At 63.9% G+C, this 21,632-nt stretch carries 19 protein-coding genes; 9 read left to right on the forward strand and 10 right to left on the reverse strand.

Annotated features, from left to right (window positions below):
* Positions 1–12: 12 nt before the first annotated feature.
* Genes HAP40_RS16025 through HAP40_RS16045 form a run of 5 tightly spaced genes read right to left on the reverse strand, consistent with a single transcriptional unit; the run spans position 13 to position 4,544 of the window.
* A complete protein-coding gene (locus HAP40_RS16025) occupies positions 13–1,152 on the reverse strand; it encodes an ABC transporter substrate-binding protein (RefSeq protein ID WP_166816904.1) in 1,140 nt (379 codons plus the stop codon).
* A gap of 20 nt (positions 1,153–1,172) precedes the next feature.
* Positions 1,173–2,150 (reverse strand): branched-chain amino acid ABC transporter permease, encoded by a 978-nt coding sequence (locus HAP40_RS16030; RefSeq protein WP_166816903.1) that lies wholly within the window; start codon positions 2,148–2,150, stop codon positions 1,173–1,175.
* On the reverse strand, positions 2,147–3,001 hold the full coding sequence (locus tag HAP40_RS16035) for a branched-chain amino acid ABC transporter permease (protein ID WP_166816902.1): 855 nt from the start codon (positions 2,999–3,001) through the stop codon (positions 2,147–2,149). Before HAP40_RS16035 ends, HAP40_RS16030 begins: the two co-directional genes overlap by 4 nt.
* Positions 2,998–3,741, reverse strand: coding sequence for an ABC transporter ATP-binding protein (locus tag HAP40_RS16040; protein WP_166816901.1), 744 nt, complete (start codon positions 3,739–3,741; stop codon positions 2,998–3,000). The genes HAP40_RS16035 and HAP40_RS16040 overlap by 4 nt, the downstream gene beginning before the upstream one ends.
* Entirely contained in the window at positions 3,738–4,544 is an 807-nt protein-coding gene (locus HAP40_RS16045) for an ABC transporter ATP-binding protein (protein WP_166816900.1), read from the reverse strand. The genes HAP40_RS16040 and HAP40_RS16045 overlap by 4 nt, the downstream gene beginning before the upstream one ends.
* Before the next feature lie 334 nt (positions 4,545–4,878).
* Between HAP40_RS16045 and HAP40_RS16050 the strand changes: the two genes are divergently transcribed.
* Entirely contained in the window at positions 4,879–5,787 is a 909-nt protein-coding gene (locus tag HAP40_RS16050) for an amino acid ABC transporter substrate-binding protein (RefSeq protein WP_166816899.1), read from the forward strand.
* Positions 5,788–6,015: 228 nt separating this feature from the next.
* Here the strand turns inward: HAP40_RS16050 and HAP40_RS16055 are convergent, their stop codons facing one another.
* From HAP40_RS16055 to HAP40_RS16065, 3 genes are all read right to left on the reverse strand, one after another.
* Complete coding sequence (locus HAP40_RS16055) at positions 6,016–7,227, reverse strand: acyl-CoA dehydrogenase family protein (RefSeq protein WP_166816898.1); 1,212 nt, start codon at positions 7,225–7,227, stop codon at positions 6,016–6,018.
* A gap of 34 nt (positions 7,228–7,261) precedes the next feature.
* Positions 7,262–8,380 (reverse strand): glycoside hydrolase family 172 protein, encoded by a 1,119-nt coding sequence (locus tag HAP40_RS16060; protein WP_166816897.1) that lies wholly within the window; start codon positions 8,378–8,380, stop codon positions 7,262–7,264.
* Positions 8,381–8,481: 101 nt separating this feature from the next.
* Positions 8,482–10,107 carry a long-chain fatty acid--CoA ligase gene (locus HAP40_RS16065; protein ID WP_166816896.1) on the reverse strand — a complete coding sequence of 542 codons (1,626 nt, stop codon included), beginning with the start codon at positions 10,105–10,107 and terminating at the stop codon, positions 8,482–8,484.
* 165 nt (positions 10,108–10,272) lie between these two features.
* On the opposite strand from HAP40_RS16065, the gene HAP40_RS16070 reads away from it, so the two are divergent.
* The 7 genes from HAP40_RS16070 to HAP40_RS16100 all read left to right on the forward strand — a co-directional run bounded on the left by HAP40_RS16070 (position 10,273) and on the right by HAP40_RS16100 (position 16,139).
* On the forward strand, positions 10,273–12,132 hold the full coding sequence (locus HAP40_RS16070; protein WP_166816895.1) for a flavin-containing monooxygenase: 1,860 nt from the start codon (positions 10,273–10,275) through the stop codon (positions 12,130–12,132).
* 5 nt (positions 12,133–12,137) lie between these two features.
* Positions 12,138–12,938 (forward strand): shikimate dehydrogenase family protein, encoded by an 801-nt coding sequence (locus tag HAP40_RS16075; protein ID WP_166816894.1) that lies wholly within the window; start codon positions 12,138–12,140, stop codon positions 12,936–12,938.
* Positions 12,939–13,046: 108 nt separating this feature from the next.
* Positions 13,047–13,865, forward strand: a complete 819-nt coding sequence (locus HAP40_RS16080; RefSeq protein ID WP_166816893.1) for a lytic murein transglycosylase — start codon at positions 13,047–13,049, stop codon at positions 13,863–13,865.
* 198 nt (positions 13,866–14,063) lie between these two features.
* Positions 14,064–14,285: a hypothetical protein gene (locus HAP40_RS16085; RefSeq protein ID WP_007592399.1), complete on the forward strand. Its 222-nt coding sequence runs from the start codon at positions 14,064–14,066 to the stop codon at positions 14,283–14,285.
* Between the two features lie 12 nt (positions 14,286–14,297).
* On the forward strand, positions 14,298–14,720 hold the full coding sequence (locus HAP40_RS16090) for a hypothetical protein (RefSeq protein WP_166816892.1): 423 nt from the start codon (positions 14,298–14,300) through the stop codon (positions 14,718–14,720).
* 378 nt (positions 14,721–15,098) lie between these two features.
* On the forward strand, positions 15,099–15,545 hold the full coding sequence (locus HAP40_RS16095; RefSeq protein ID WP_166816891.1) for a MaoC family dehydratase: 447 nt from the start codon (positions 15,099–15,101) through the stop codon (positions 15,543–15,545).
* 96 nt (positions 15,546–15,641) lie between these two features.
* On the forward strand, positions 15,642–16,139 hold the full coding sequence (locus HAP40_RS16100; protein WP_166816890.1) for a hypothetical protein: 498 nt from the start codon (positions 15,642–15,644) through the stop codon (positions 16,137–16,139).
* A gap of 85 nt (positions 16,140–16,224) precedes the next feature.
* On the opposite strand, the gene HAP40_RS16105 is transcribed toward HAP40_RS16100, so the two are convergent.
* Both HAP40_RS16105 and HAP40_RS16110 read right to left on the reverse strand, forming a co-directional pair.
* Complete coding sequence (locus tag HAP40_RS16105) at positions 16,225–19,413, reverse strand: efflux RND transporter permease subunit (RefSeq protein ID WP_166816889.1); 3,189 nt, start codon at positions 19,411–19,413, stop codon at positions 16,225–16,227.
* Between the two features lie 165 nt (positions 19,414–19,578).
* On the reverse strand, positions 19,579–20,823 hold the full coding sequence (locus HAP40_RS16110) for an efflux RND transporter periplasmic adaptor subunit (protein ID WP_166816888.1): 1,245 nt from the start codon (positions 20,821–20,823) through the stop codon (positions 19,579–19,581).
* A 199-nt stretch (positions 20,824–21,022) separates the two neighbouring features.
* On the opposite strand from HAP40_RS16110, the gene HAP40_RS16115 reads away from it, so the two are divergent.
* Entirely contained in the window at positions 21,023–21,628 is a 606-nt protein-coding gene (locus tag HAP40_RS16115; RefSeq protein ID WP_212286260.1) for a TetR/AcrR family transcriptional regulator, read from the forward strand.
* Positions 21,629–21,632: the final 4 nt, after the last annotated feature.

Raw genomic sequence — 21,632 nt, forward strand, 5'->3', positions numbered from 1 at the left:
ACGTAGCCCCCGTTATTGCAATGCCTCTAGCTTGGCATTCTTGCCGTCGACCACCTTGAACACGACGTAGCGCGGCTGCATCTGGCCGTTCGGCAGGAATTGGACATCGCCGAATACGGTGCCCTTCACGGGCTTGCCGCGGATCGCCTCCGCCACGGCCTTGCGATCGAGCGATTTTGTCGACTCGACCGCCTGCGCCCAAACCTGCACAGCCGCCGCACCGAGCGCGGCGCTCTTGTCGGGTGGGGCACCATAGGCTTTCGTGTAGGCGGCGACGAACGAGGTGCTTTCGGGCTGCGTCGTGAACGGCGGCAAATCCGGGAAGAAGATGTCGGCAGAGATCACGCCGTTGTTGGCGTCGCCCGCGACCTTGAACACCGTGCTGAGCATGATGCCGACCGCACCGACGAAGGTCGATTTGATGCCGGCCTGACGATACTGGTCCACCATCGCGGGCAGGCCCGACGAGTTGGACGAGTTGGTGACGATGATGACGTCTGCGTCGGCGCCCTTCAGATTGGTGAGCTGGACGCGGAAATCGGTGTCCTTGAACGCGAACTTTTCGGTCATGACGACCTGGCCTGAAAAGTTCAGCTTCTTGAACTCGGCCTCGACCGCGGTCTGAAAACCGTTGCCGTAGACGTCGTTCTGAGTGAGAAAGGCGACCTTCTTCGCTTTCATGGTCTGGACGACATATTTGGCGATCACCTCAGCATCAAAGCCGTTCGAGCTGTTGATGCGTATCGCGTAAGGATTGGTCTCGCCGCTGAGGACCAATTCTGATTTCGAGACGGCGGTGATATCCAGAATGCCGCCGCGGGCGAGGATCGGCTGCATCGCGAGCGTGACAGGCGAATTCCAGCCTTCGATCACGACGTCGGCCTTTTCGGCGATCATCTCGTTGGCGCGGCTGACGCCGACCGCGGGCGTGCTTTCGTCGTCTTTTGAAATCACCGTCAGCTTGCGGCCGAGCAGCCCGCCCTTGTCGTTGATCTGCTGGACCATCAGCTTGACGGCGTTGGTCACGGTCTGACCGTCGGGGCCGGCGCCGCCGCTGAGCGGAAAGATGGTGCCGACCTTGATGTCCTGCGCCGTCGCCGGCGCGGATGCGAGCCCTAGCAGCAGCGCGAGAGCCAGTTTCGTCTTGTGCATGCGCGTCCTCCCCATGTGTTTCACGTTTTCTTGGTGATACGGCGGTACAATCCTACGAGCCCGGCGGGCCAGAAGATCAAGACCAGCGCGAGCACCGTTCCCAGAACGATCTTGTTCCAGTCGCCGCCGAGCGAGAGCAGGTTCTGCTGCGCGATCAGCAAGGCGGTGCCGATCAGAGGGCCGAGCAGGATGCGGCGCCCGACCAGCACGATGGCCGTCAGCATCATGACCAAAAAGTACGATTCGAACATGTCGGGGCCGACATAGGCGCGCTGATAGGCGTAAAGCCAGCCGGCCAGGCCGGTGATCGGTGCTGAGATCACGAACACGGCAAGCCTGATCCGGCGCGGATCGACGCCGAGGCTGGCGGCGAGCGCCGGGTTCATCTGCACCATGAGTGCGGCGGTGCCGAGGCGCGAGCGGCGGAACCGGGCGATGAAGGCCAGCGTCACAAGAAGGAGGGCGAAAGCAATCGGCCAAAGATCCTCTTGCATCGCTCCGGAGAAGTTGGTGATCAGCAATGGCAGCTTCAGCGGAGGAATACCGACGACGCCGTCGGAGCCGCCAACCGCGTCCCAGTTGAAGGCGATCTCGTAGGCGACAACGGCGGCCGCATAGGTCACGAGTGAGAAGACGAATTCGCGGGTGCGCAGGGTGACGGCACCGAGAAAGGCCGCTGCGGCAACGCACAGCGCGATCGTCGCGGCCGCAGTCAGCCAGCCGTTCAGACCGTATTTGGCCGAGAGGTTCGCGGCCGCATAACCGCCAATCGCCCAGAACACCGTGTGCCCGAGGCTGACCTCGCCAAGATAAGACAGGACGATGTCGGCGCCGTAGCACATCACCGCGAAAATCGCGATTGTGGTGAGTGTCGAATAGGCGATTGGCGTGCCGCCGAGCAGGCGCGGCAGGAAGAAGCCGATTACGACGAGCGCTGCGATCGTTGCCAAGCGCAAGAGCGGGATTGGGGCGGGTTGCGGAGCGTCGATCGCGGTCATTTGGTCGCAAGTCCCGCGGGACGGATCACCAGCAATGCCAGTAGCAGCGCAAAGGCCGCGGCCGTCGTGTAGGCCGGCGATACGAACGCGCCAAAGAAGGCGGTGAACAGGCCAAGCCCGAGGCCGGCCGCGAGCGCGCCGCCGATCGAGCCGATACCGCCAACTACGACCACGACAAAGGTCATGATGACCTCGTTGAAGCCCATGCTGGTCAGGATTGGCGAGCGAGGCGCAACCAGCGCAGCGCCGAGCGCAACCGCCGAGCATTCGAACACGAAGACGCCGAGATACACGAACTTTGCATTGATCCCGAACAGCTCTGCAAGCTTCGGGTCCTCGGCTACGGCGCGGATGACGGAGCCGAACCGCGTGCGCTGCGTGAAGAGCCAGACCGCACAATAGAGCAGGAGCGTGACGACCAGCACCAGCACGTCCTGCCAGGTGAACCAGAGCGGGCCGATATCGACTTTGGCGCGTGCCAATGTCCCGGGCAGCGTCTGGGGATTACCGCCGAAGATGAGCGCGCTGCCGCCCTGCAGGACGTAGCCGAGGCCGAGGGTCACGATCATCAGGCTGGTCAGGTTCTGCGTCATGACGAGGCGCATCATCGCGCCCTGCATGAGGAGACCGATGATACCGAGTACGACGATGGCTACGAGGATGGCGAGCGGGTATGAAAGACCCATCTTGGTGATAGCGTACCAGGTGACGAACGCGCCGAGCATGTAGAGCTGACCGTGAGCGAAATTCACCAGACGCGCAACACCGAGCAGGATGGTCCAGCCCAGCGCGATGCAGGCATAGCCGGAGCCGAGCACGATGCCGTTGATGATCTGCTGCGCGACATTCATGACGGCGTTCCATCCGCGATGGTGCCGAGATAGGCTTCGATGATGCGGTGGTCGGCAGCCATGACGTCGGCCGAGCCTTCGCCGACGATCTTGCCGCGTTCGAGCAGATAGAGATGGTCGACGACCTTCAGGGCGGCCTTCACGTTCTGCTCGACCAGCAGCACTGGCAGGCCGCGATCGACCAATTGGCGAATGCGGGAAAGCAGGTCGGTGATCAGTCGGGGCGCGAGACCTGCGGAGGGCTCATCCAGCATCAGCACCCGCGGGCCCGCGAGCAGCGCACGCCCTACCGCAAGCATCTGGCGCTCGCCGCCGGAAAGCGCTGCGCCCTTGTGCGACCGGCGTTCGGCGAGGCGAGGGAAGAACTCGAAGACCTCTGGAGTGGTGAAGAGATGTCGGCCGGTGGCGTCCGCGGGCGGTCGCACCAGCGCCAGGTTTTCATCGACGGTCAGTTCAGCAAAGATGTTTTTGCCCTCGGGGACGAGCGTGAGACCGCGGGCCACCCGTTCATGAGCGGCAAGCCTGTCGAGGCTGCGTCCTTCAAGCTGTACGCCGCCGGTCACGACGGCGTGGCCACGCGACCAGCCGGCCAGCGCATTGACCAGCGTGGTCTTGCCGGCGCCGTTGGCGCCGACGAGGCCAACCATCCGCCCTGCGGGCACGCCGATGCTGACACCTGACACGGCAACATTGCCGGCGTAGCGGACAGAGAGATTATCGCTCTGGAGCACGCCGGTCATTCGTCGCGCCCCAGATAGGCCTCACGCACGCGAGGATCACGCTGGATGTCGGCCGGTGTTCCCGTTGCCAGCATCGCGCCCTGGTCGATCATAACGATGCGGTCGGCAATCGACATGATCAGGTCCATATGATGCTCGATGACGACGAGCGCGAGGTTGCGCTTGCGTAGTCCGATCAGGACGTCGGCCAGCTTCTTCATGTCGCCACCACTGAGTCCTGCGGCGGGTTCATCAAGCAGGAGCACCTTTGCACCGGTCCCATAGGCGAGGGCAACGGAAAGCAGGCGCTGCACGCCGTAAGGGATGTCGCCGGGAAGCTGGTCGTGGTACTGGCGGGCGATCCCGAAGAAGTCGAGCAGCTGCGCGGCGGCGATCTCGGCTGCGCGGCGCGTGGTGGCCTCACGCCACGGGGCGAAGAGCGACGTCGCAAGACCCGTCGAGAAATCGCGGAAGATGGCCGAGATCGCGTTCTGCAGGACCGTCAATTCGCCGAAGAACGAATTCTGCTGGAATGTACGGCGCAAGCCGCGCGCCGCAAGATCGAACGTCCGGAGTCCCGACACGTCGCTGTTGTCGAGGAAAGTGCTGCCGCCGTGGGTGACGGCATTGGTGACGGCGGCAAAACAGCTGCTCTTGCCGGCGCCATTCGGACCGATGATGCCGAGGATCTCGTTATCACGGACCGACCAGCTGACGTCGCGGAGGGCGACGAGCGCGCCATACTGCACGGTCAGTCTTTCGACGCGCAGCACGTCGACCGCGCCGTGTCGCGTTTCTCCGGAACTTGCCACCCGGCCGTCCATCCCTGTTGTCCCGACTGCGCTTACGGCAACCGGTTCTTTTTGGCGCGGCCGCATAGCAATCGATACGGGATCAAATTGCAAACGACAGGCGGCCTCGCGAGTCGAAGGTATTGCGCGCCCGCCATGAAAACTTGTGCTGACTGGTTGTCAGACCACAGGCGCCTGCGCTGCAGCGGGTTCAACCCTGACGAGGCCGTGCGCTATCCACTCCCGCATCGGTACATATAGAACCGCGATAGCTGATAGACCGAGCCACGTCTGGCAGTTGTCGGAGCCGTCGGCTATGAACGCAACGCGACGCTGCGGCGTAGCCGATGTTCACGAGGAGCCCCCGATGCGTTTACCTGCTGTTCTCCTGGCCCTGACATGTCTTGCGAGCGCAGCTTCGGCCCAAGACCTCTCGGGCACGCTCCAGAAGATCAAGGAGACCAAGAAGATCACGCTCGGCTATCAGGAGGCCTCGGTCCCGTTCAGCTATCTCGACGGCAACCAGAAGCCGGTTGGCTTCGCCATGGACATCTGCCTCAGCATCGTCGAGGCCGTGAAGAAGCAGCTCGGCATGTCCGACATCGCCGTCGACACCCTCGCGGTGACGTCGTCGAACCGGATTCCGCTGATGGTCAACGGCACGCTCGATCTGCATTGCTCGGCGACCACCAACAATGCCGATCGCCAGAAGCAGGTCGCCTTCACCAATACCCATTTTCTCAGTGCGACGCGATTTGCTGCGAAGAAGGCCGCCAAGATCAACACCATTGACGATCTCAAGGGCAAGGCGGTCACCGCCGTCGCAGGCTCGGTCAACCTGACGCAGCTCGCCAAGGTCAACACCGAACGTAATCTCGGCATCAACGTGATGCCGGCCAAGGACCAGGCCGAGGCGTTCCTGCTGCTGGAGACCGACCGCGCCCAGGCCTATGCGCTCGACGACGTCCAGCTCGCAGTCGCGATCGCGCGGTCGAAGGAGCCGCAAGCTTACATGATCAGCGAGGAGGCGTTCTCCAAGCCCGAGCCTTACGGCATCATGCTGCGGCGGGAGGATGCACCATTCAAGGCGCTCGCCGACCGTGCCACGGCGGAGCTCTATGCGAGCCCGGAGATCGAGGTGCTCTACAAGAAATGGCTGCAATCGCCGACGCCGCCGAACGGCCTCAACTACAATGTCCCGATGTCGTCCGCCTTGCGCAACGCCTTCAAGAAGCCGAGCTCGAGCGCCGATCCCGATGTGTACGCGGTGAACTGAGGAAAGCACGCGCGCGATCACGCTGCGCGTTGCTGCGCCCTCTCCCTTGAGGGAGAGGGCAGTTCCGCTGGTAACACATACTCACTCGAGGGTATGTTTCCGCGCGCGTCGTGCCGATAGATATCCCTCATCCGGCGCTTCGCGCCACCTTCTCCCGCATCCGCCTCCGCCAAGGCTTCGGCGGACATGAGGGGAGGAGGGCGCCATCCTTCTCGGCCAGCATCTAGTCTAAGCGTTCGAGTATTTCTTCAGCTCGAACCGCGCGATCTGGTTCCTGTGCACCTCGTCCGGCCCGTCCGCCAGTCGTAGCAACCGCGCGGTGGCGTAGGCCTGGGTCAGACCAAAATCGTTCGAGGTCCCACCGCCGCCATGCGCCTGGATGGCCCAGTCGATGATCTGGCAGGCCATGTTGGGTACGGCGACCTTGATCATCGCGATCTCGGCCTTCGCCACCTTGTTGCCGACCGTGTCCATCGCGTAGGCGGCATTGAGCGTCAGTAGCCTGGCCTGCTCGATCATGATGCGTGCCTCCGCGATACGCTCTTGCGTCACCGTCTGCTCCGAGACCGGCTTGCCGAAGGCAACGCGGCTGCGGACGCGGCGGCACATCTTTTCCAAGGTGCGTTCGGCGAGCCCGATCAGCCGCATGCAGTGATGGATACGGCCGGGGCCAAGCCGCCCCTGCGCGATCTCGAACCCGCGGCCTTCGCCAAGCAGCATGTTCTCCTTGGGCACCCGCACGTTGGCGAAGACCACTTCGGAGGCGCGGTCGGGCACGCCGTAGAAGCCGAACACGGGCAGGGGGCGTTTCACTTCGATGCCCGGCGTGTCCATCGGCACCAGGATCATGGATTGCTGCTTGTGCCGGTCCGGATTGTCGGGATCGGTCTTGCCCATGAAGATGCAGATCTTGCAGCGCGGGTCGGTCGCATTGGTCGTGTACCATTTGCGCCCGTTGATCACGTAGTGATCGCCGTCGCGCACGATCGAGCTTTCGATGTTGGTCGCGTCGGACGAGGCGACCGCCGGCTCGGTCATGGCGAAGCAGGAGCGGATTTCGCCCGCAAGCAGCGGCTTCAGCCACCGCTCCTTGTCCTTCTCGGTGCCGTAGCGTTCGAGCACCTCCATGTTGCCGGTGTCTGGCGCCGAGCAATTGAACACTTCGGGCGCAAGGTGCGAGCGGCCCATGACCTCGCAGAGCGGGGCGTATTCGAGATTGGTAAGACCCGCGCCGTGATTGCTCTCGGGCAGGAACAGATTCCAGAGCCCCTCGGCGCGCGCCAGCGGCTTCAGCTCCTCGACGACGGGGTAGACTTTCCAGGGTCCAAGCTCTTCGGCCTCGCGATAGAACCGTTCCTCGTTCGGATAGATGTGCCGGTCCATGAAGCTCTCGAGCCTGCGCTTGAGGTCGACGACTTTTGGCGACATCGGGTACAGCATCGTTCGTCTCCTTGATCGATGGACGTCGGCCGGATCAGCCGATCTCGAGATAATCCGGTTCGGGAAGCTTCGGGAAGGGTGCGGTCGGCAGCGTCTGGTACCAGAACGCCACCGAGGCGATGTCGTCCTGTAACGGAAGATATTTCGCCTCCTTGACGCCCGGCAGCCAGCCCAATGCCTGGATCGTCACGCGCAGATCGGAACGGAAGCGCACGGGATCGGGAATGTGCCAGCGGTACAGGCCGAAACGCTGTTGCGACCTGTAGACGCCATCGGGCCGGATCACCTGCGGCAGGCCGGCATAGGGCGTGGTGAATTCCTGGTAGCGCGATTGCTTCGTCTCGCCCTGGCCGGAATGGGCAACGTAAGGATCGAAATTGTAGGCGCCGCAAAAATAGTCCTCGGTCCCGGTGCCGCAGATGGTCGGGAATGCGCCGTCGCCGTCGATGTAGAACTTGATCTCGCCTTCGCCCCACCAGCCGTTGTTGTTGACGCCCCAGGCCATGTAGGTGCCGACGTATTGGCCGGCGCCGCCGATGCCGTCGAGGATGGTATAGACCTCCTTGTAAGGCAGCGGATTGGTGCGCCTGAACTGGGCATGGAAGTAAGCGCAATCTTCCGGCACGTCGGTCAGGGTGTAGTTGATCTGGTAGTAGACGGTGAGCTGCTCCTCGCTGCGGTTCTCCAGCGTAAAGCGGGCGCGCTTGCGGAACGGCATCTCCCAGTAGCAGTTGAAGGCGCGGCCAGGGTTGACGCAGACCGCGAGCGAGGACACTTGCGCGTATTCTTCCCATCCGCAGGCGAAGAAATCGCCGGCCGGGCATTCGACGCTGGGTAGCGTTTGGTCATCCCAGTAGACGCGCAGGATCGAATGGCGCAGGCGCCCGCGCGCCAGCGTCATCCAGATCTGCTGGATCGCGCCCTGGCCTTCGACGTCGGCGAGCGTGAACGTCGTGCCGGGCTCGATGACGACATAGGGCGACACCTTCCAGCCCTGACCGAGATCGCGGGCCTGACGCGCGGCGGGGCCATCGACCGACATGCCGCCCTTGCCCTTCTCGCCGGTGAAATTCTCGGGGCTGATCGAGCGCGTCTGCGCGTTCGACAGGCGCGAGAGATTGCCGAGATGCAGGCCCAATCCGGAAAACGCCATGGGATCCTCGATAAGGGTTAGCGACGTTCCGATATATCGCTCCCAAATCTACCAAAAGATGAAGGCGGCCGGGCAAAGGCCCGCAAGCGATCGCGTGTCGTTCAGGCGACGCGGTACTCTCTGAACTTCTCGCGCAGTGCCGATTTGAGCACCTTGCCGGTGCCCGTCATCGGGAATTCGTCCAGGAATTCGACGGCGTCGGGCATCCACCAGCTCGCGATCTTCGGGCGCATGTGCTCGAGCAGTGTCTTGCCGTCGACGGTTGCGCCCTTCTTGCGGACGACGAGGAGCAGGGGGCGCTCCTGCCATTTCTCGTGCGAGATCGCGACCACGGCGGCCTGAAGCACGTCGGGATGGGACAGGGCGACGTCCTCGAGCTGGATCGAGGAGATCCACTCGCCGCCGGACTTGATCACGTCCTTGGAGCGATCGGTCAGCGTGACGTGGCCTTGGCTGTCGATCACGGCCATGTCGCCGGTGATCAGCCAGCCGTCGCGGTCGAGGCCCTCATCCAGCTTCATGTAGCCGGAGGCAACCCACGGGCCGCGGGCGCGCAGATGACCGACGCTCTTGCCGTCGCGCGGCAGCTCGACGCCGGCGTCGTCGACGATGCGCAAGGCCGTGCCGAAACAGGCGCGGCCGGAGACCTGGCGCCGGTCGAACTTCTCCTTGTCGCCGAGGTGCTCGGAGCCCGGTCGCAGACCCGGCATCGAGCAGCCCAGGGCCTCGGTCATGCCCCAGGCCTGGATGTAGTCGATGTCGTAGTCGCGCTTGAGCTTCTCGACCATCGCGCGCGGCGGGGCCGAGCCCGACGACAACGTTGCGCGCAGCGTCGAGAATCTGTTGCCGGTGCGACCGAGCCAGTCAAGCAGGATCAGCCAGAAGCTCGGCACGCCCGCCGATAGCGTCACCTTCTCGCCTTCGAGCAACTCATAGAGCTTGTCGGGCTCGTAGTTGCGGCCGGGCAGCACAAGCTTCGAGCCCGTATAGGGCGCAGTGAACGGCATGTTCCAGCCGTTGCCGTGGAACAGCGGCGCCATCGGCATCATCACCTCGCGCACGCCTTCGACATGGCCCGGCAGGAAGTCGAAGCTTGAGCATGTCATGGTCTGCAGGATCGCGGCTCGGTGCGAATAGATCACGCCCTTGGGATTGCCCGTCGTGCCGGAAGTGTAGCAGATGGTGGAGGCGGATCTTTCGTCGAACTCTGGCCAGGCGAAGCCGGCCTCGCTTTCCTTGTCCAGAAGCTCTTCGTAGCAATGGACGTTCTTTAGCTTCGTTTCCGGCATCCGCTCGCGCGAGGACATCACCACGTAGGCTTCGATCGTCGTCAATTGCGGCGCGATGGCCTCGACGATCGGCAGCGTGGCGCGGTCGATGAACAGGAGGCGGTCTTCGGCATGGTTGATGATGTAGACGAGCTGTTCCGGAAACAGCCGCGGATTGACGGTGTGCAGCACGTAGCCCATGCCAGGCGCCGCGTAGAACATTTCGAAATGACGATGGGTATTCCAGGCCAGCGTGCCGACGCGGTCGCCTTTTGTCATGCCGAGCCGCTTCAGGGCCAGCGCCATGCGCTTGATGCGTGGATGAGCATCGGCATAGGTGTAGCGGTGGATGTCGCCTTCGATCTCGCGTGCCACGATCTCGGCTTCGCCGTGATAGTCGGCGGCATACTGGATCAGGCCGCTGATCAGCAGCGGCATGTCCATCATCAATCCCTGCATCGTCTCCTCCACAGCCAAGTCGTTGCATGGCGTATGCTTGTGATTTGCGTTTGAGGTTAGCGGAACGTCACGCAGCGTTCACGCAAAAAGCGAGCGACGTGATTGCATGCGTCACTTTTTCAGGGCTAACTGATCCGAAGCAGCGTTTCGCCGTGGAGGACATGGATGTCAGCGGAAAGACACAAGACCGGTGCAGCCGGCGAGTCCAAGGTCGACATTGCGGCACTCCGCGCGCGCTATCGCGACGAGCGCGACCGCCGTTTGCGCAGCGAGGGCAAGGCGCAGTATGTCGAGGTGACCGGCGAATTCGGCCGCTACCTCGATGATCCCTGGGCTGATCCCGGATTTGCGCGCGCATCCGTCAGCGAACAGACCGAAGTGCTCATCGTTGGTGGCGGCTTCGGTGGCTTGCTCTGTGGCGCACGACTGCGCGAAGCCGGCATCGATGATTTTCGTATCGTGGAAAAGGCGGCCGACTTCGGCGGCACCTGGTACTGGAATCGCTACCCGGGCGCGGCCTGCGATACCGAGAGCTACATCTACCTGCCGCTCCTGGAAGAAACGGGCTACATGCCGGTGCGCAAATATGCGCGGGCGCCCGAGATCTACGAGCATTCCCGCCGCATCGGCCGGCACTTCGGTCTCTACGAGCGCACGCTGTTTCAGACCGTGATCTCGCGCATGACGTGGCAGGACGGGGAGGACCGCTGGCTGGTCGAAACCGATCGCGGCGATCGCATCAATGCGCGCTTCGTCATTCTCGCCGGCGGGCCGCTGAGCCGGCCGAAGCTGCCGGGCATTCCCGGCATCGAGACGTTCAGGGGCCACAGCTTTCACACCAGCCGTTGGGATTATGCCTATACCGGCGGCACGGCGGAAGGTGGTCTCACCGGCCTTGCCGACAAGCGCGTCGGCATCATCGGCACCGGAGCGACCGCCGTGCAATGCGTGCCGCATCTCGGCCGTTCGGCGAGAGAGCTCTACGTCTTCCAGCGCACGCCATCGGCGATCGGCGTGCGCGACGACCGGCCGACCGATTCAGCCTGGGCGCAAAGCCTCAAGTCCGGCTGGCAGCGCGAGCGCATGGACAATTTCACCGCGGTGATCTCGGGCGAGCCGTTCGAGCAAGATCTGGTACAGGACGGCTGGACTGGCCTGCTCGGCGAGATCCTGCTGGCGCCGCGCCGCCAGAAGCAGCCGGTGACCTCAATGGACGAGGCGCTCAAGGTGATCGAGCAGGCCGACTATCGCAAGATGGAGGAGATCCGCGCCCGCGTCGACGCCATCGTCAGGGACGAAGCGGCGGCTGCGGCGCTCAAGCCCTGGTACAAGGCGTTCTGCAAGCGGCCGTGCTTCCACGATGAATATCTCGACACATTCAATCGTCCCAACGTGCATCTCGTCGACACCAAAGGGCAGGGCGTCGAGCGCATCACGGAGAATGCGGTCGTGGTCGACGGCAAGGCCTATGAGCTCGATTGCCTGATCTATGCCAGCGGCTTCGAGGTCGGCACCGATTACGCCCGCCGCATGGGATTTGAGGTGTACGGCCGCGGCGGCGTCAGCCTGTCCGAACGCTGGCACGACGGCGTCAAGACCCTGCACGGCTTCTACAGCCGTGGCTTTCCGAACTGCTTCCTGATCGTCACGGTGCAGGCCGGCCAGAGCGCAAACTTCCCGCACATCATCGACGAGCAGTCGCAGCACATCGCCTATGTGATCACCCAAGCGCGCAAGCGCAAAGCGCGAACCCTGGAGCCGACGCTGGCCGCCGAGAACACCTGGGTCGAGGAGGTCGTCAAGGCCGCGCTCGGCCGCCAGACCTATCTCGCCGAATGCACGCCCGGCTATTACAACAATGAGGGTGTGTTCGATCCGGTCGCGGCCAGAAACAGCCAATATTGGCGCGGACCGGTGGCGTTCCTGCGGCTGCTCGACAAGTGGCGCAAGGAGGGCAATCTGGATGGTCTGGAGCTGACCTATGGGACCGCGCCGGAGGCGGGCGGCTCCCCGATGTCGGCTTGAGCGGCATGATCGCGCCGCCCACCGGCGCCACGCGGCTATTCGTCATCGTCGGCGATCCCATCGCGCAGGTGCGCGCGCCGGCAGGCGTGACGGCCGCGCTCGCGGCACGCGGACACGATGGCATCCTTATGCCGGTTCAGGTCGCGCCAACGGATCTGCCGGATTTCCTCTCTGTGGCGACGCGGTTGAAAAACCTCGACGGCATCGTCGTGACCATCCCGCATAAATTCGCCTGCTACCAGGCCTGCACGAGTGCGACCGAGCGGGCCCATTTCCTGCGCACCGTGAACCTGATGCGTCGGCGTGCCGACGGTTCATGGTATGGTGACATGGTCGACGGCCTCGGCTTCGTCGGTGCCGCGCGGGCGAAGGGCATCGATCCCAAGGGCATGCGGGCGCTGCTTGTCGGCGCCGGTGGCGCTGGCTCGGCCATCGCGCTTGCGCTGGTCGAAGCGGGCGTGAGCGAACTCGCCGTTCACGACAACGCGGCCGAGCGCCGCGACGCGCTGATCGGCCAACTCAACGGGCTTGGCAATGTGCCGGTGCGGATCGGCACCAGCGATCCCGCGGGCTTCGATTTTGTCGCGAATGCGACCCCGGCGGGGATGAAAGAAGGCGATCCGCTGCCTGTCGACGTCGCGCAGCTTGCGCAATCGGCCTATTGCGGCTGCGTCATCACCAAGCCCGAAATCTCGCCCTTCATCGCGGCGGCCCGAAAGGCCGGCTGCGTGACGGGGACCGGCACGGACATGTACGAACATCACGAGGGCATCATGGTAAACTTTCTGCTAGGCGGCGAAGGATAGGCGATCGTACCGCGCACGTTGCCTCAAGCGGGGCTTGAGCGATCAAGGCCGACGTAGGATCATGCACCCGCGCGAGCCGGTCGCGCGTCCAGGTAAGAGGAACGAGGAATGACCAAGGGCAGGACTGTTGTGACGGCCATGATCGGCGCCACTGCGCTGCTACTCTCTCTGGCGCCCACCGTGGAGGCCGCGCAATGCGGCAGCTCGTCGGCCGGCTTCGAGGCCTGGAAGCGCGAGTTTAGCGCGGAGGCGCAGGGCAAGGGCGTCGGCCCCACCGCGCTCTCGGCCCTGATGCAGACCAACTACGCCAGCGCGACCATTGCCGCCGACCGCGGCCAGCGCAGCTTCCGACTGACACTCGACCAGTTCCTCGCCAAGCGGGGCGCCGCCACCATTGTCGCCAAGGGCCGGCAGCTCAAGCAGTCGCAGGCCGCCTTGTTCGCCTCGATCCAGCAGCGCTACGGCGTCCCGCCCGGGCCGTTGATCGCAATCTGGGGCATGGAGACCGGCTTCGGCAGCCAGCGTGGCAACCAAAACATGCTGTCGTCGATCGCGACCCTGGCCTATGACTGCCGTCGCCCCGAATTCTTCACCGATCAGCTTTATGCCGCCTTGAAATTGATCGACCGTGGCACGCTGTCGGGATCGACCCGTGGCTCCATGCATGGCGAGGTCGGCCAGACCCAATTCATGCCCAAGAACATTCTGGCCTATGGCACCGGCAACCTCGAAGTGGCCGCCAACGCGCTGAATTCGACGGCGAATTTCCTGAAAGGTCATGGCTGGAAGGCAGGAGCCGGTTACCAGCCAGGCGAACCGAATTTCGCCGCCATCGAGGCCTGGAATGCCGCCGGCGTCTATCAGAAGGCGATCGCGCTGATGGGTCGGCAGATTGACGAGGGAGGCGGAGCGGCAGCGTCACGGTAACGGAAGCCCCGTTTCGAGCGGGGTTCTCAATTCCTGTTTTGGCGCTTTTTCTCGACGCGAACCGGCGTCCACTTCGCTCGAAAACGTTCCGGCTCAGCAAGGCGTGATGCGCCGGCGCGAGAAAGTTGTTGCCATCAGGAACTGACGGCACGAGGTTTGCTTTGATCAGGTTCGGGGCTGGGCATGAGGAGACTCACCATGGCAACCCAGATCGTAATGGATCAGACGGGCGATACGCGCCACGAGTTTGATCCCGGCAATGCCGAAGCGCTGGCGCGAGCCGAACGGCGCTTTCGGGAGCTGACCGGAGCCGGCTTCACCGCCGCGCTGCGGACCGGACCGGGCGAGGTCACCCGGATCCGATCGTTCGATCCGACCGCGCAGGAAACGCTGTTCTATCCTCGCCTGGTCGGCGGTTGATCTGAGCTGCTCATGATGGCGGCAGTTTGGCTCCGCGCCCCGGCGCGTGCGCGTCTGCATGCGTTGCGCGAACTCTATCGGCGCTTTTTCGGCGAGAACACGCCGGATGCCCGCGGCCGTCGGCTGCTCTTCGAATGGCTCTCGCCCGCACAGCGCGTGCAATTCGAGGAGCACCGCTATTTCGATGTCGTCGGCTGCGACACCGGCAAGATCTATCGCATTCACTATGGCACCGCGGCCAACGTCCACGAGGTCGACGGCGAAGGCCGTGCGACGATGGGATGGTGCTTCGTCCCGTCAGGCTTCCTCGTGCCCGGCGACGTGATGCTGGCGCAGAAGATTGCGCTCGAGACCGACGAGAGGGGCGCACTCGCGCTCGCCAACCGGTTTCCGCCGGCAACGCACTCGGAGCACTTTTACCGACGGCCGTTCTAGCGGCCGAGGAGAGAAGCGGTCAGTGATGGCTGGTGCGGTAGGCATCCAGCGCATGGGCCGCGAAGACGCCAACGCTGCACAGGGCGAGCAGGGCGGAGATCACCTCGATCATAGCTCGTCCTCCCGTTCTGGCTGGGCAACGAGATTTTGACAGCAGGAATATTCGTAGATCAGGTCGAGGAGGAATTGCATGGTGGCCGTCCCTGTATTTATTTTGACAACTACTTAGACGGCTATCTGTTTCAGGCGTGTTTCGTCGCATTGGGAAAGGGGTTTCGCCGGGAACCGCGGGACTGGTTTGTGCGCTGCGGTCCCGCTATTGCTCAAGCCATTTAGCCGCGTTTTCGAGCGCGGCGCATCAGATTGCGAGGCAAAATCATGGCGCAGGTCGAATGGTTTGACGATCTCACCATCGGAATGCGGTTCAGGTCCCCTGAGGTCGAGGTCACCGAGGCGGACATCAAGCGCTTCGCCGCCGAGTTCGATCCGCAGCCGATGCATCTCGACCACGAGGCCGCCAAGCAGACCCTGTTCAAGGGGCTCGCTGCCTCAGGATGGCACACCGCCGCCATTGCCATGAATCTTGCGATCCAGACCCGCCCGTTCGGTCCGCACCCGCTCATCGGCGCGGGCGTCGACGGCCTGCGCTGGACCATGCCTGTGCGGCCCAATGACCGCCTGCATCTGGTCGGGGAGGTCATGAGCCTGACGCCGTCGAAGTCGAAGCCGCAGGGCATCGCGCTGGTGAAGTGGACGATGTTCAACCAGAACGGCGAGGAGGTTTACACCTTCACCCCGATCGCGATCGTGCCGCGGCGGAGCTGACGCCACGGCACGCCCTTGGCCTCATGCCGCGCCGCAGAACTTGCGGCTCGCCGGTAGAGGTGGTCATCTCGGCCCGGGAAGACGCTGGAGGCTGACATGAAACGATTCCTTCTCGCAGCTGGCCTGCTCGCCGGTGCCTTGAGCGCCATGCCCGCACTCGCGCAACAATCCAAGGTCGGCGACTGGACCATCGAGAAACGTACGCAGGACACCCATTGCAACGCGAGTCGCGGCTACAAGGACAAGGAAGACGAGAACCGCGACTACGTCGTCGTGATCACCTATTCCGACAAGGCCATCGTGATCGTCATGATCTATGGCGGCTGGGAATGGGACAAGATCGGCGAGGTCCTGCAGGCCGATGTCGGCACCGACGATGCCGACATCATGAAGAAGGCGAAATGGGAGGTCATGGACCAGACCACCGTGCGCGGCATCTTCGAATACGATCAGTCAATCATCGACCGGCTGTCGAAGGCCAAGCGCCTCACGCTCGATTTCGAAGACGATGAGGACGACAGCATCGAGATGCAGATTCCGCGCGCCGGCGAAGCGCTGGCTGCGCTGAAGTTCTGCGAGGAGAACAGGAAATAGCGGTCTGAAGCTCACAGCGAGTCCGTGAGCCTGGCTCGCGAGCGAGTTCTTGGCTCGCATGGAGCGAGCCAAGACTCATCGCGGTTCAGTGTCCAACTCCCTGGACCGGCGCTGCGCTGATGTCGCTGCCGTGATGCACCAGCGGCCTGTTGCCGGTGACGGTCCGCAGCAGCACATAGAAGACCGGGGTCAGGAACAGGCCGAACACGGTGACGCCGATCATCCCGGAGAACACGGCAACGCCCATGGCCCGCCGCATCTCCGAGCCTGCACCGGTCGAGAGCACCAGCGGCAGCACGCCCATGATGAAGGCCATCGACGTCATCAGGATCGGGCGCAGCCGCAGCCGGCTGGCCTCGATCGCGGCCCGGATCGGTGTGCGTCCGGCAAATTCGAGCTCGCGCGCGAATTCGACGATCAGGATCGCGTTCTTGGCGGAGAGGCCGACGAGCACGATCAATCCGATCTGCGTGAAGACGTTGTTGTCGCCCTTGGAGATCCAGACGCCGAACATCGCGGCCAGGAGGCCCATCGGCACGATCATGATGATCGAGAGCGGCAGGGTCAGGCTCTCATAGAGCGCGGCCAGCACCAGGAACACCAGGAGGATCGCCAACGGGAACACCCAGATGCCGGAATTGCCGGCGATGAACTCCTGATAGGTGAGGTCGGTCCATTCGAAGGCAAAGCCCGGCGGAAGCACCTCCGCAGCGATCCGCGTCGCCGCCTCCTGCGCCTGCCCCGATGAGAAGCCGGGCGCAGCCGCCGCGTTGATGTCGGAAGATAGGAATCCGTTGTAGCGGATCGCACGCTCCGGCCCCGCACTCTGGCGGATGGTGAGCAGCGCCGACAACGGCACCATGTCGCCAGAGGACGAGCGCACCTTGAGCTGCCGGATGTCGTCGGCCCGCGCGCGGAACGGCGCGTCGGCCTGGACGCGGACGGAATAGGTCCGGCCGAATTTGTTGAAGTCGTTGACGTAGTAGGAGCCGAGGTAGATCTGGAGCGTGTTGAACACCTCCGTCACGGGAACGCCCAATTGTAGCGCCTTGGTACGGTCGATGTCGGCGAAGAGCTGGGGCACGTTGACCTGGAAGCTCGAGAACACGCCGGCGATCTCCGGCGCCTTCTGCATCGCCGCCATGAAGGCGTTGGTCGCTTCGTTCAACGCCTCATAGCCGAGACCGGCACGGTCCTCGATCTGCAGCTTGAAGCCACCGATGGTGCCGAGGCCGTTGACCGGCGGCGGGGGGAACATGGCGATGAAGGCTTCCTGGATGCCGGCATATTTCTTGTTCAACTCGGCCGCGATCGCGGGCCCGCTGAGCGAGGGATCCTTGCGCTCGTCGAATGGTTTCAGCGTCGAGAACACGATGCCGGCGTTGGACGAATTGGTGAAGCCGGAGATCGACAGGCCGGGGAAGGCGACCGAGCTTTCGACACCGGGCTGGGTCAGCGCGATGTCGCTCATCTTGCGGATCACCTCTTCGCTGCGGTCGAGCGTCGCGCCATCGGGCAGGCGGGCGAAGCCGACCAGATATTGCTTGTCTTGGCCCGGCACGAAACCGCTCGGCACCTGCTGGAACAGAAGCGCGGTGAGGCCGACCAGCACCGCGTAGAGGCCCATCACCGCGGCCTTGCCCGAGATCACCCTGGTGACGCTGCCGCTGTAGTTTTCCGAAGAGCGTGTGAAGGCCTTGTTGAAGCCGCGGAAAAACCAGCCAAGGCTCTTTTCCATGATCAGCGTCAGCCTGTCCTTCGGCTCGTCGTGCCCCTTGAGCAGCAGCGCCGAGAGCGCCGGCGACAGCGTCAGCGAGTTGACGGCCGAGATCACGGTCGAGATCGCGATCGTCAGCGCGAACTGCTTGTAGAACTGCCCGGTGAGACCGGAGATGAAGGCGAGCGGCACGAACACCGCGATCAGCACCATGGCGATGGCGATGATCGGGCCCGACACCTCGCGCATGGCCTGATAGGTGGCATCGCGCGGCGACAGCCCGGCCTCGATGTTGCGCTCGACGTTCTCGACGACGACGATGGCGTCGTCGACGACGATGCCGATCGCGAGCACCAGGCCGAACAGGCTGAGCGCGTTGATGGAGAAGCCGAAGACGTGCATCACCGCGAAGGTGCCGACGATCGACACCGGCACGGCCAAAAGCGGAATGATCGAGGCACGCCAGGTCTGCAGGAACAGGATCACCACCAGCACCACCAGCGCGATCGCCTCCAGCAGCGTGTGGATGACGGCCTCGATCGAGGAGCGCACGAATTGCGTGGGATCGTAGACGATCTGGTAGGACACGCCCTCGGGCATGTTCTTCTTGATCTCCGCCATGGTGGCGCGGACATTGTCGGAGATCTGCAGCGCGTTGGAGCCCGGCGCCTGGAAGATCGGGATCGCCACCGCCTGCTTGTTGTCGAGCAGCGAGCGCAGGCCGTATTCGGAGGCGCCAAGCTCGACGCGCGCGACGTCGCGCAGGCGCACGACTTCGCCGCGCGCACCGGTCTTGACCACGATGTCGCCGAACTGCTCCTCGTTGGCGAGCCGGCCTTCCGCATTGACGGACAGTTGCAGGTCGATACCCGAAACGTTCGGGGAGGAGCCGACCACGCCGGCGGCGGCCTCGACGTTCTGTGCCTGGATCGCCCTCACGATGTCGCTCGCAGTCAATCCATGCTCGGCAGCCTTCTGCGGGTCGACCCAGACCCGCATCGAATAGTCACCGGCGCCATAGAGCTGCACGTCTCCGACGCCGTCGATCCGCGCGAGGCGATCCTTGACGTTGAGCACTGCGTAGTTGCGCAAATACGTCATGTCGTAGCGGCCGTTCGGCGACAAGAGATGCACGACCATGGTGAGGTCGGGTGACGACTTCTTGGTGATGATGCCGAGCTGGCGCACCACGGCGGGAAGGCGCGGCTCGGCCTGTTGCACCCGGTTCTGCACCAGCTGCGTCGCCTTGTCGGGGTCGGTGCCGAGGCGGAACGTCACCGTCAGCGTCATCGCGCCGTCGGTGGTCGCCTGGCTCGACATGTAGAGCATGTTTTCGACGCCGTTGATCTGCTCCTCGATCGGCGTCGCCACCGTCTCCGCGATCACCTTGGGGTTGGCGCCGGGATAGGTCGCGCGCACCACGACCGACGGCGGCACGACATCGGGATATTCCGAGATCGGCATTGCGAACAGCGAGATGAGGCCCGCAAGGAAGATCAGGACCGACAGCACGCCGGCGAAAATCGGACGATCGATGAAGAACTTTGAGAGATTCATGGCCTTGCCCCTGGGCAATATCGTTTTCGTCTCCACACAGCTCCGCCGTCATTCCGGGGCGGGGGCGAAGCCCGCGAACCCGGAATCCGGAGGTGAGACGCCTGGAGTTTCGTAACTTCCATATTCCGGGATCGCGCTACGCGCGCTCCGGAATGACTGAGAGCGCTAGCGTTGCACCACGTCCTGGTTGCTGTAGTTGGAAGCCTGCTGCGGCCCGCGCGCGCCCATCTGCGCCACTTCCGTCTTGAGGAGGGCGCCCGGACGCACGCGTTGCAAGCCGTTGACCACGATGCGGTCGCCGGACTTCAGGCCCGAGGTGACGATGCGAAGCCCATCGACGGCGCCGCCGAGCGTGACGGGCCGGTAGATGGCCCGGCTGTCGTCTCCGACCGCCATCACGAACTTCTTGTCCTGGTCGGTGCCGATCGCGCGCTCGTCGATCATCACCAGCGTCTGCTGCTTCGGCTGGCCCATGCGGACACGCGCAAACTGGCCGGGAATGAGACGGCCGTCGTCGTTGCGGAAGACCGCGCGGACGCGGATGGTGCCGCTCTGGCCGTTGACCTGGTTGTCGATCAGCTGAATGTGGCCTTTCGCCGAGAGGCCGCCGGAGGTCGCCATCTCCACGGGGATCTGGTCGAGCTTGCCGCGTTCGCCGGAGCCATCGGCAATGGAGTTGAGCGCGCGCAGCACCACCTCTTCGTCCGCATCGAAGGAGGCGTAGATCGGATTGACCGAGACCAGCGAGGTCAGCACCGGGGAGGCGGTGCCGGCGGCAACGAGATTGCCGACGGTGACCTCGATCTTGCCGACGCGGCCGTCCACGGGCGCGCGTACCTCGGTGTAGTCGAGATTGAGCTTTGCGGTCTGGAGCGTTGCCTCGGCCGCTTTGACGTTGGCGATCGCCTCACGATTGGCATTTTCGCGCTGGTCGAAGTCGCGCCGCGTCACCACGGCGTTGCCGACCAGTTGCGCGCCCCGTTCGAGTTCGCTCTGGGTGAAGACGACCCGTGCCTTGGCGGCTTCGAGCTGGGCGTTGGCCTTGTCGACCTCGGCCGCGTAAGGGGCGGGATCAATCTTGAACAGCACGTCGCCGGCCTTCACCAGCGCGCCTTCGGTGAAATTGGTCGACAGGATCGCGCCCGCCACGCGCGGGCGCAGCTCGACGCGGTTGATGGCCTCGAGGCGGCCGGAGAAATCGTCCCACAGCGCGGTCTGGCGCGGCTCGATCATCGCGACGGTGACGGAAACGGCTTGTTCGGTCGCGGCGGCCGGTGCGGTCGCTTGCGCCGGGTGAAGGTAGCGGCCGGTCGCGATCGAGCCGGCGACGGCGAGGGCGCCCACGATGGCGACGCCGCCGAGAAGGCGGCGAAAACGGCCGGCGCGGACGGTATTTTGGGCGGGATGCATTTGCGCGCTCCAGATATGTAGTGTTCACTACAGATGTGGAGCTGGATGTCGCAGTGCAAGATACTTATGTACCATTCACTAAGAAAATTGTAGGCCAATACCGCGACGATGGAAAGACACAAGAAAAAGAAAGCTAGAACAAATAGATAGGATCAGGCGTTAGGCTGATACGGGCCGCCGATTCCGAGGAGACAGGCATATGGGCATGGGACGTCCCCGCGAATTCGACGCCGAGACGGCGTTGGACCAGGCGATGGAAGTGTTTTGGCGCCATGGCTATGAGGGCGCGACGATTGCCCAGCTCACCGAGGCCATGGGCATCAATCCCCCGAGCCTTTACGCCTGCTTCGGCAACAAGGAAGGTTTGCTCAAGGCCGCGCTCGATCGCTACACCAAATTGCGCGGCGTCTGGATGGACGAGGTGGTTGCAGCCCCCACTGCCCGGGCCGTCGCCGAGCGGATGCTGATGGGCATCGCCGAGAAGCAGACCGATCCCGCCAATCCGCCCGGCTGCCTGCTCGTGCAGGGCGGCATCGCCTGTGGCACCGGCTCCGAGAGCGTCCCGTTCGAGCTCGCCGCACGGCGCGCCCAGAACGAAGATCAGCTCCGCGACCGTTTTGTCCGTGCGAAGGCAGAGGGCGACCTGAAGCCGACGTCAGATCCCGCCGCGCTCGCGCGCTATGTGTCCGCGGTTTCCGTTGGCATGGGCGTGATGGCGTCTTCGGGCTCGGACCGCGAGGCCTTGCGGCAGGTCGCGAGCGTGGCGGTGCAGGCGGTCGAGGCGCAGTCGACCGACAGGGTGTAAACGG

The organism is Bradyrhizobium sp. 1(2017) (assembly GCF_011602485.2).
In the GTDB taxonomy this organism is placed as follows: Bacteria; Pseudomonadota; Alphaproteobacteria; order Rhizobiales; family Xanthobacteraceae; genus Bradyrhizobium.

Coding starts and splice junctions, on each gene's coding strand:
- HAP40_RS16025 (WP_166816904.1), bottom strand. CDS start 1,152: ATGCACAAGACGAAACTGGCTCTCGCGCTGCTGCTAGGGCTCGCATCC.
- HAP40_RS16030 (WP_166816903.1), bottom strand. CDS start 2,150: ATGACCGCGATCGACGCTCCGCAACCCGCCCCAATCCCGCTCTTGCGC.
- HAP40_RS16035 (WP_166816902.1), bottom strand. CDS start 3,001: ATGAATGTCGCGCAGCAGATCATCAACGGCATCGTGCTCGGCTCCGGC.
- HAP40_RS16040 (WP_166816901.1), bottom strand. CDS start 3,741: ATGACCGGCGTGCTCCAGAGCGATAATCTCTCTGTCCGCTACGCCGGC.
- HAP40_RS16045 (WP_166816900.1), bottom strand. CDS start 4,544: ATGGACGGCCGGGTGGCAAGTTCCGGAGAAACGCGACACGGCGCGGTC.
- HAP40_RS16050 (WP_166816899.1), top strand. CDS start 4,879: ATGCGTTTACCTGCTGTTCTCCTGGCCCTGACATGTCTTGCGAGCGCA.
- HAP40_RS16055 (WP_166816898.1), bottom strand. CDS start 7,227: ATGCTGTACCCGATGTCGCCAAAAGTCGTCGACCTCAAGCGCAGGCTC.
- HAP40_RS16060 (WP_166816897.1), bottom strand. CDS start 8,380: ATGGCGTTTTCCGGATTGGGCCTGCATCTCGGCAATCTCTCGCGCCTG.
- HAP40_RS16065 (WP_166816896.1), bottom strand. CDS start 10,107: ATGCAGGGATTGATGATGGACATGCCGCTGCTGATCAGCGGCCTGATC.
- HAP40_RS16070 (WP_166816895.1), top strand. CDS start 10,273: ATGTCAGCGGAAAGACACAAGACCGGTGCAGCCGGCGAGTCCAAGGTC.
- HAP40_RS16075 (WP_166816894.1), top strand. CDS start 12,138: ATGATCGCGCCGCCCACCGGCGCCACGCGGCTATTCGTCATCGTCGGC.
- HAP40_RS16080 (WP_166816893.1), top strand. CDS start 13,047: ATGACCAAGGGCAGGACTGTTGTGACGGCCATGATCGGCGCCACTGCG.
- HAP40_RS16085 (WP_007592399.1), top strand. CDS start 14,064: ATGGCAACCCAGATCGTAATGGATCAGACGGGCGATACGCGCCACGAG.
- HAP40_RS16090 (WP_166816892.1), top strand. CDS start 14,298: ATGATGGCGGCAGTTTGGCTCCGCGCCCCGGCGCGTGCGCGTCTGCAT.
- HAP40_RS16095 (WP_166816891.1), top strand. CDS start 15,099: ATGGCGCAGGTCGAATGGTTTGACGATCTCACCATCGGAATGCGGTTC.
- HAP40_RS16100 (WP_166816890.1), top strand. CDS start 15,642: ATGAAACGATTCCTTCTCGCAGCTGGCCTGCTCGCCGGTGCCTTGAGC.
- HAP40_RS16105 (WP_166816889.1), bottom strand. CDS start 19,413: ATGAATCTCTCAAAGTTCTTCATCGATCGTCCGATTTTCGCCGGCGTG.
- HAP40_RS16110 (WP_166816888.1), bottom strand. CDS start 20,823: ATGCATCCCGCCCAAAATACCGTCCGCGCCGGCCGTTTTCGCCGCCTT.
- HAP40_RS16115 (WP_212286260.1), top strand. CDS start 21,023: ATGGGCATGGGACGTCCCCGCGAATTCGACGCCGAGACGGCGTTGGAC.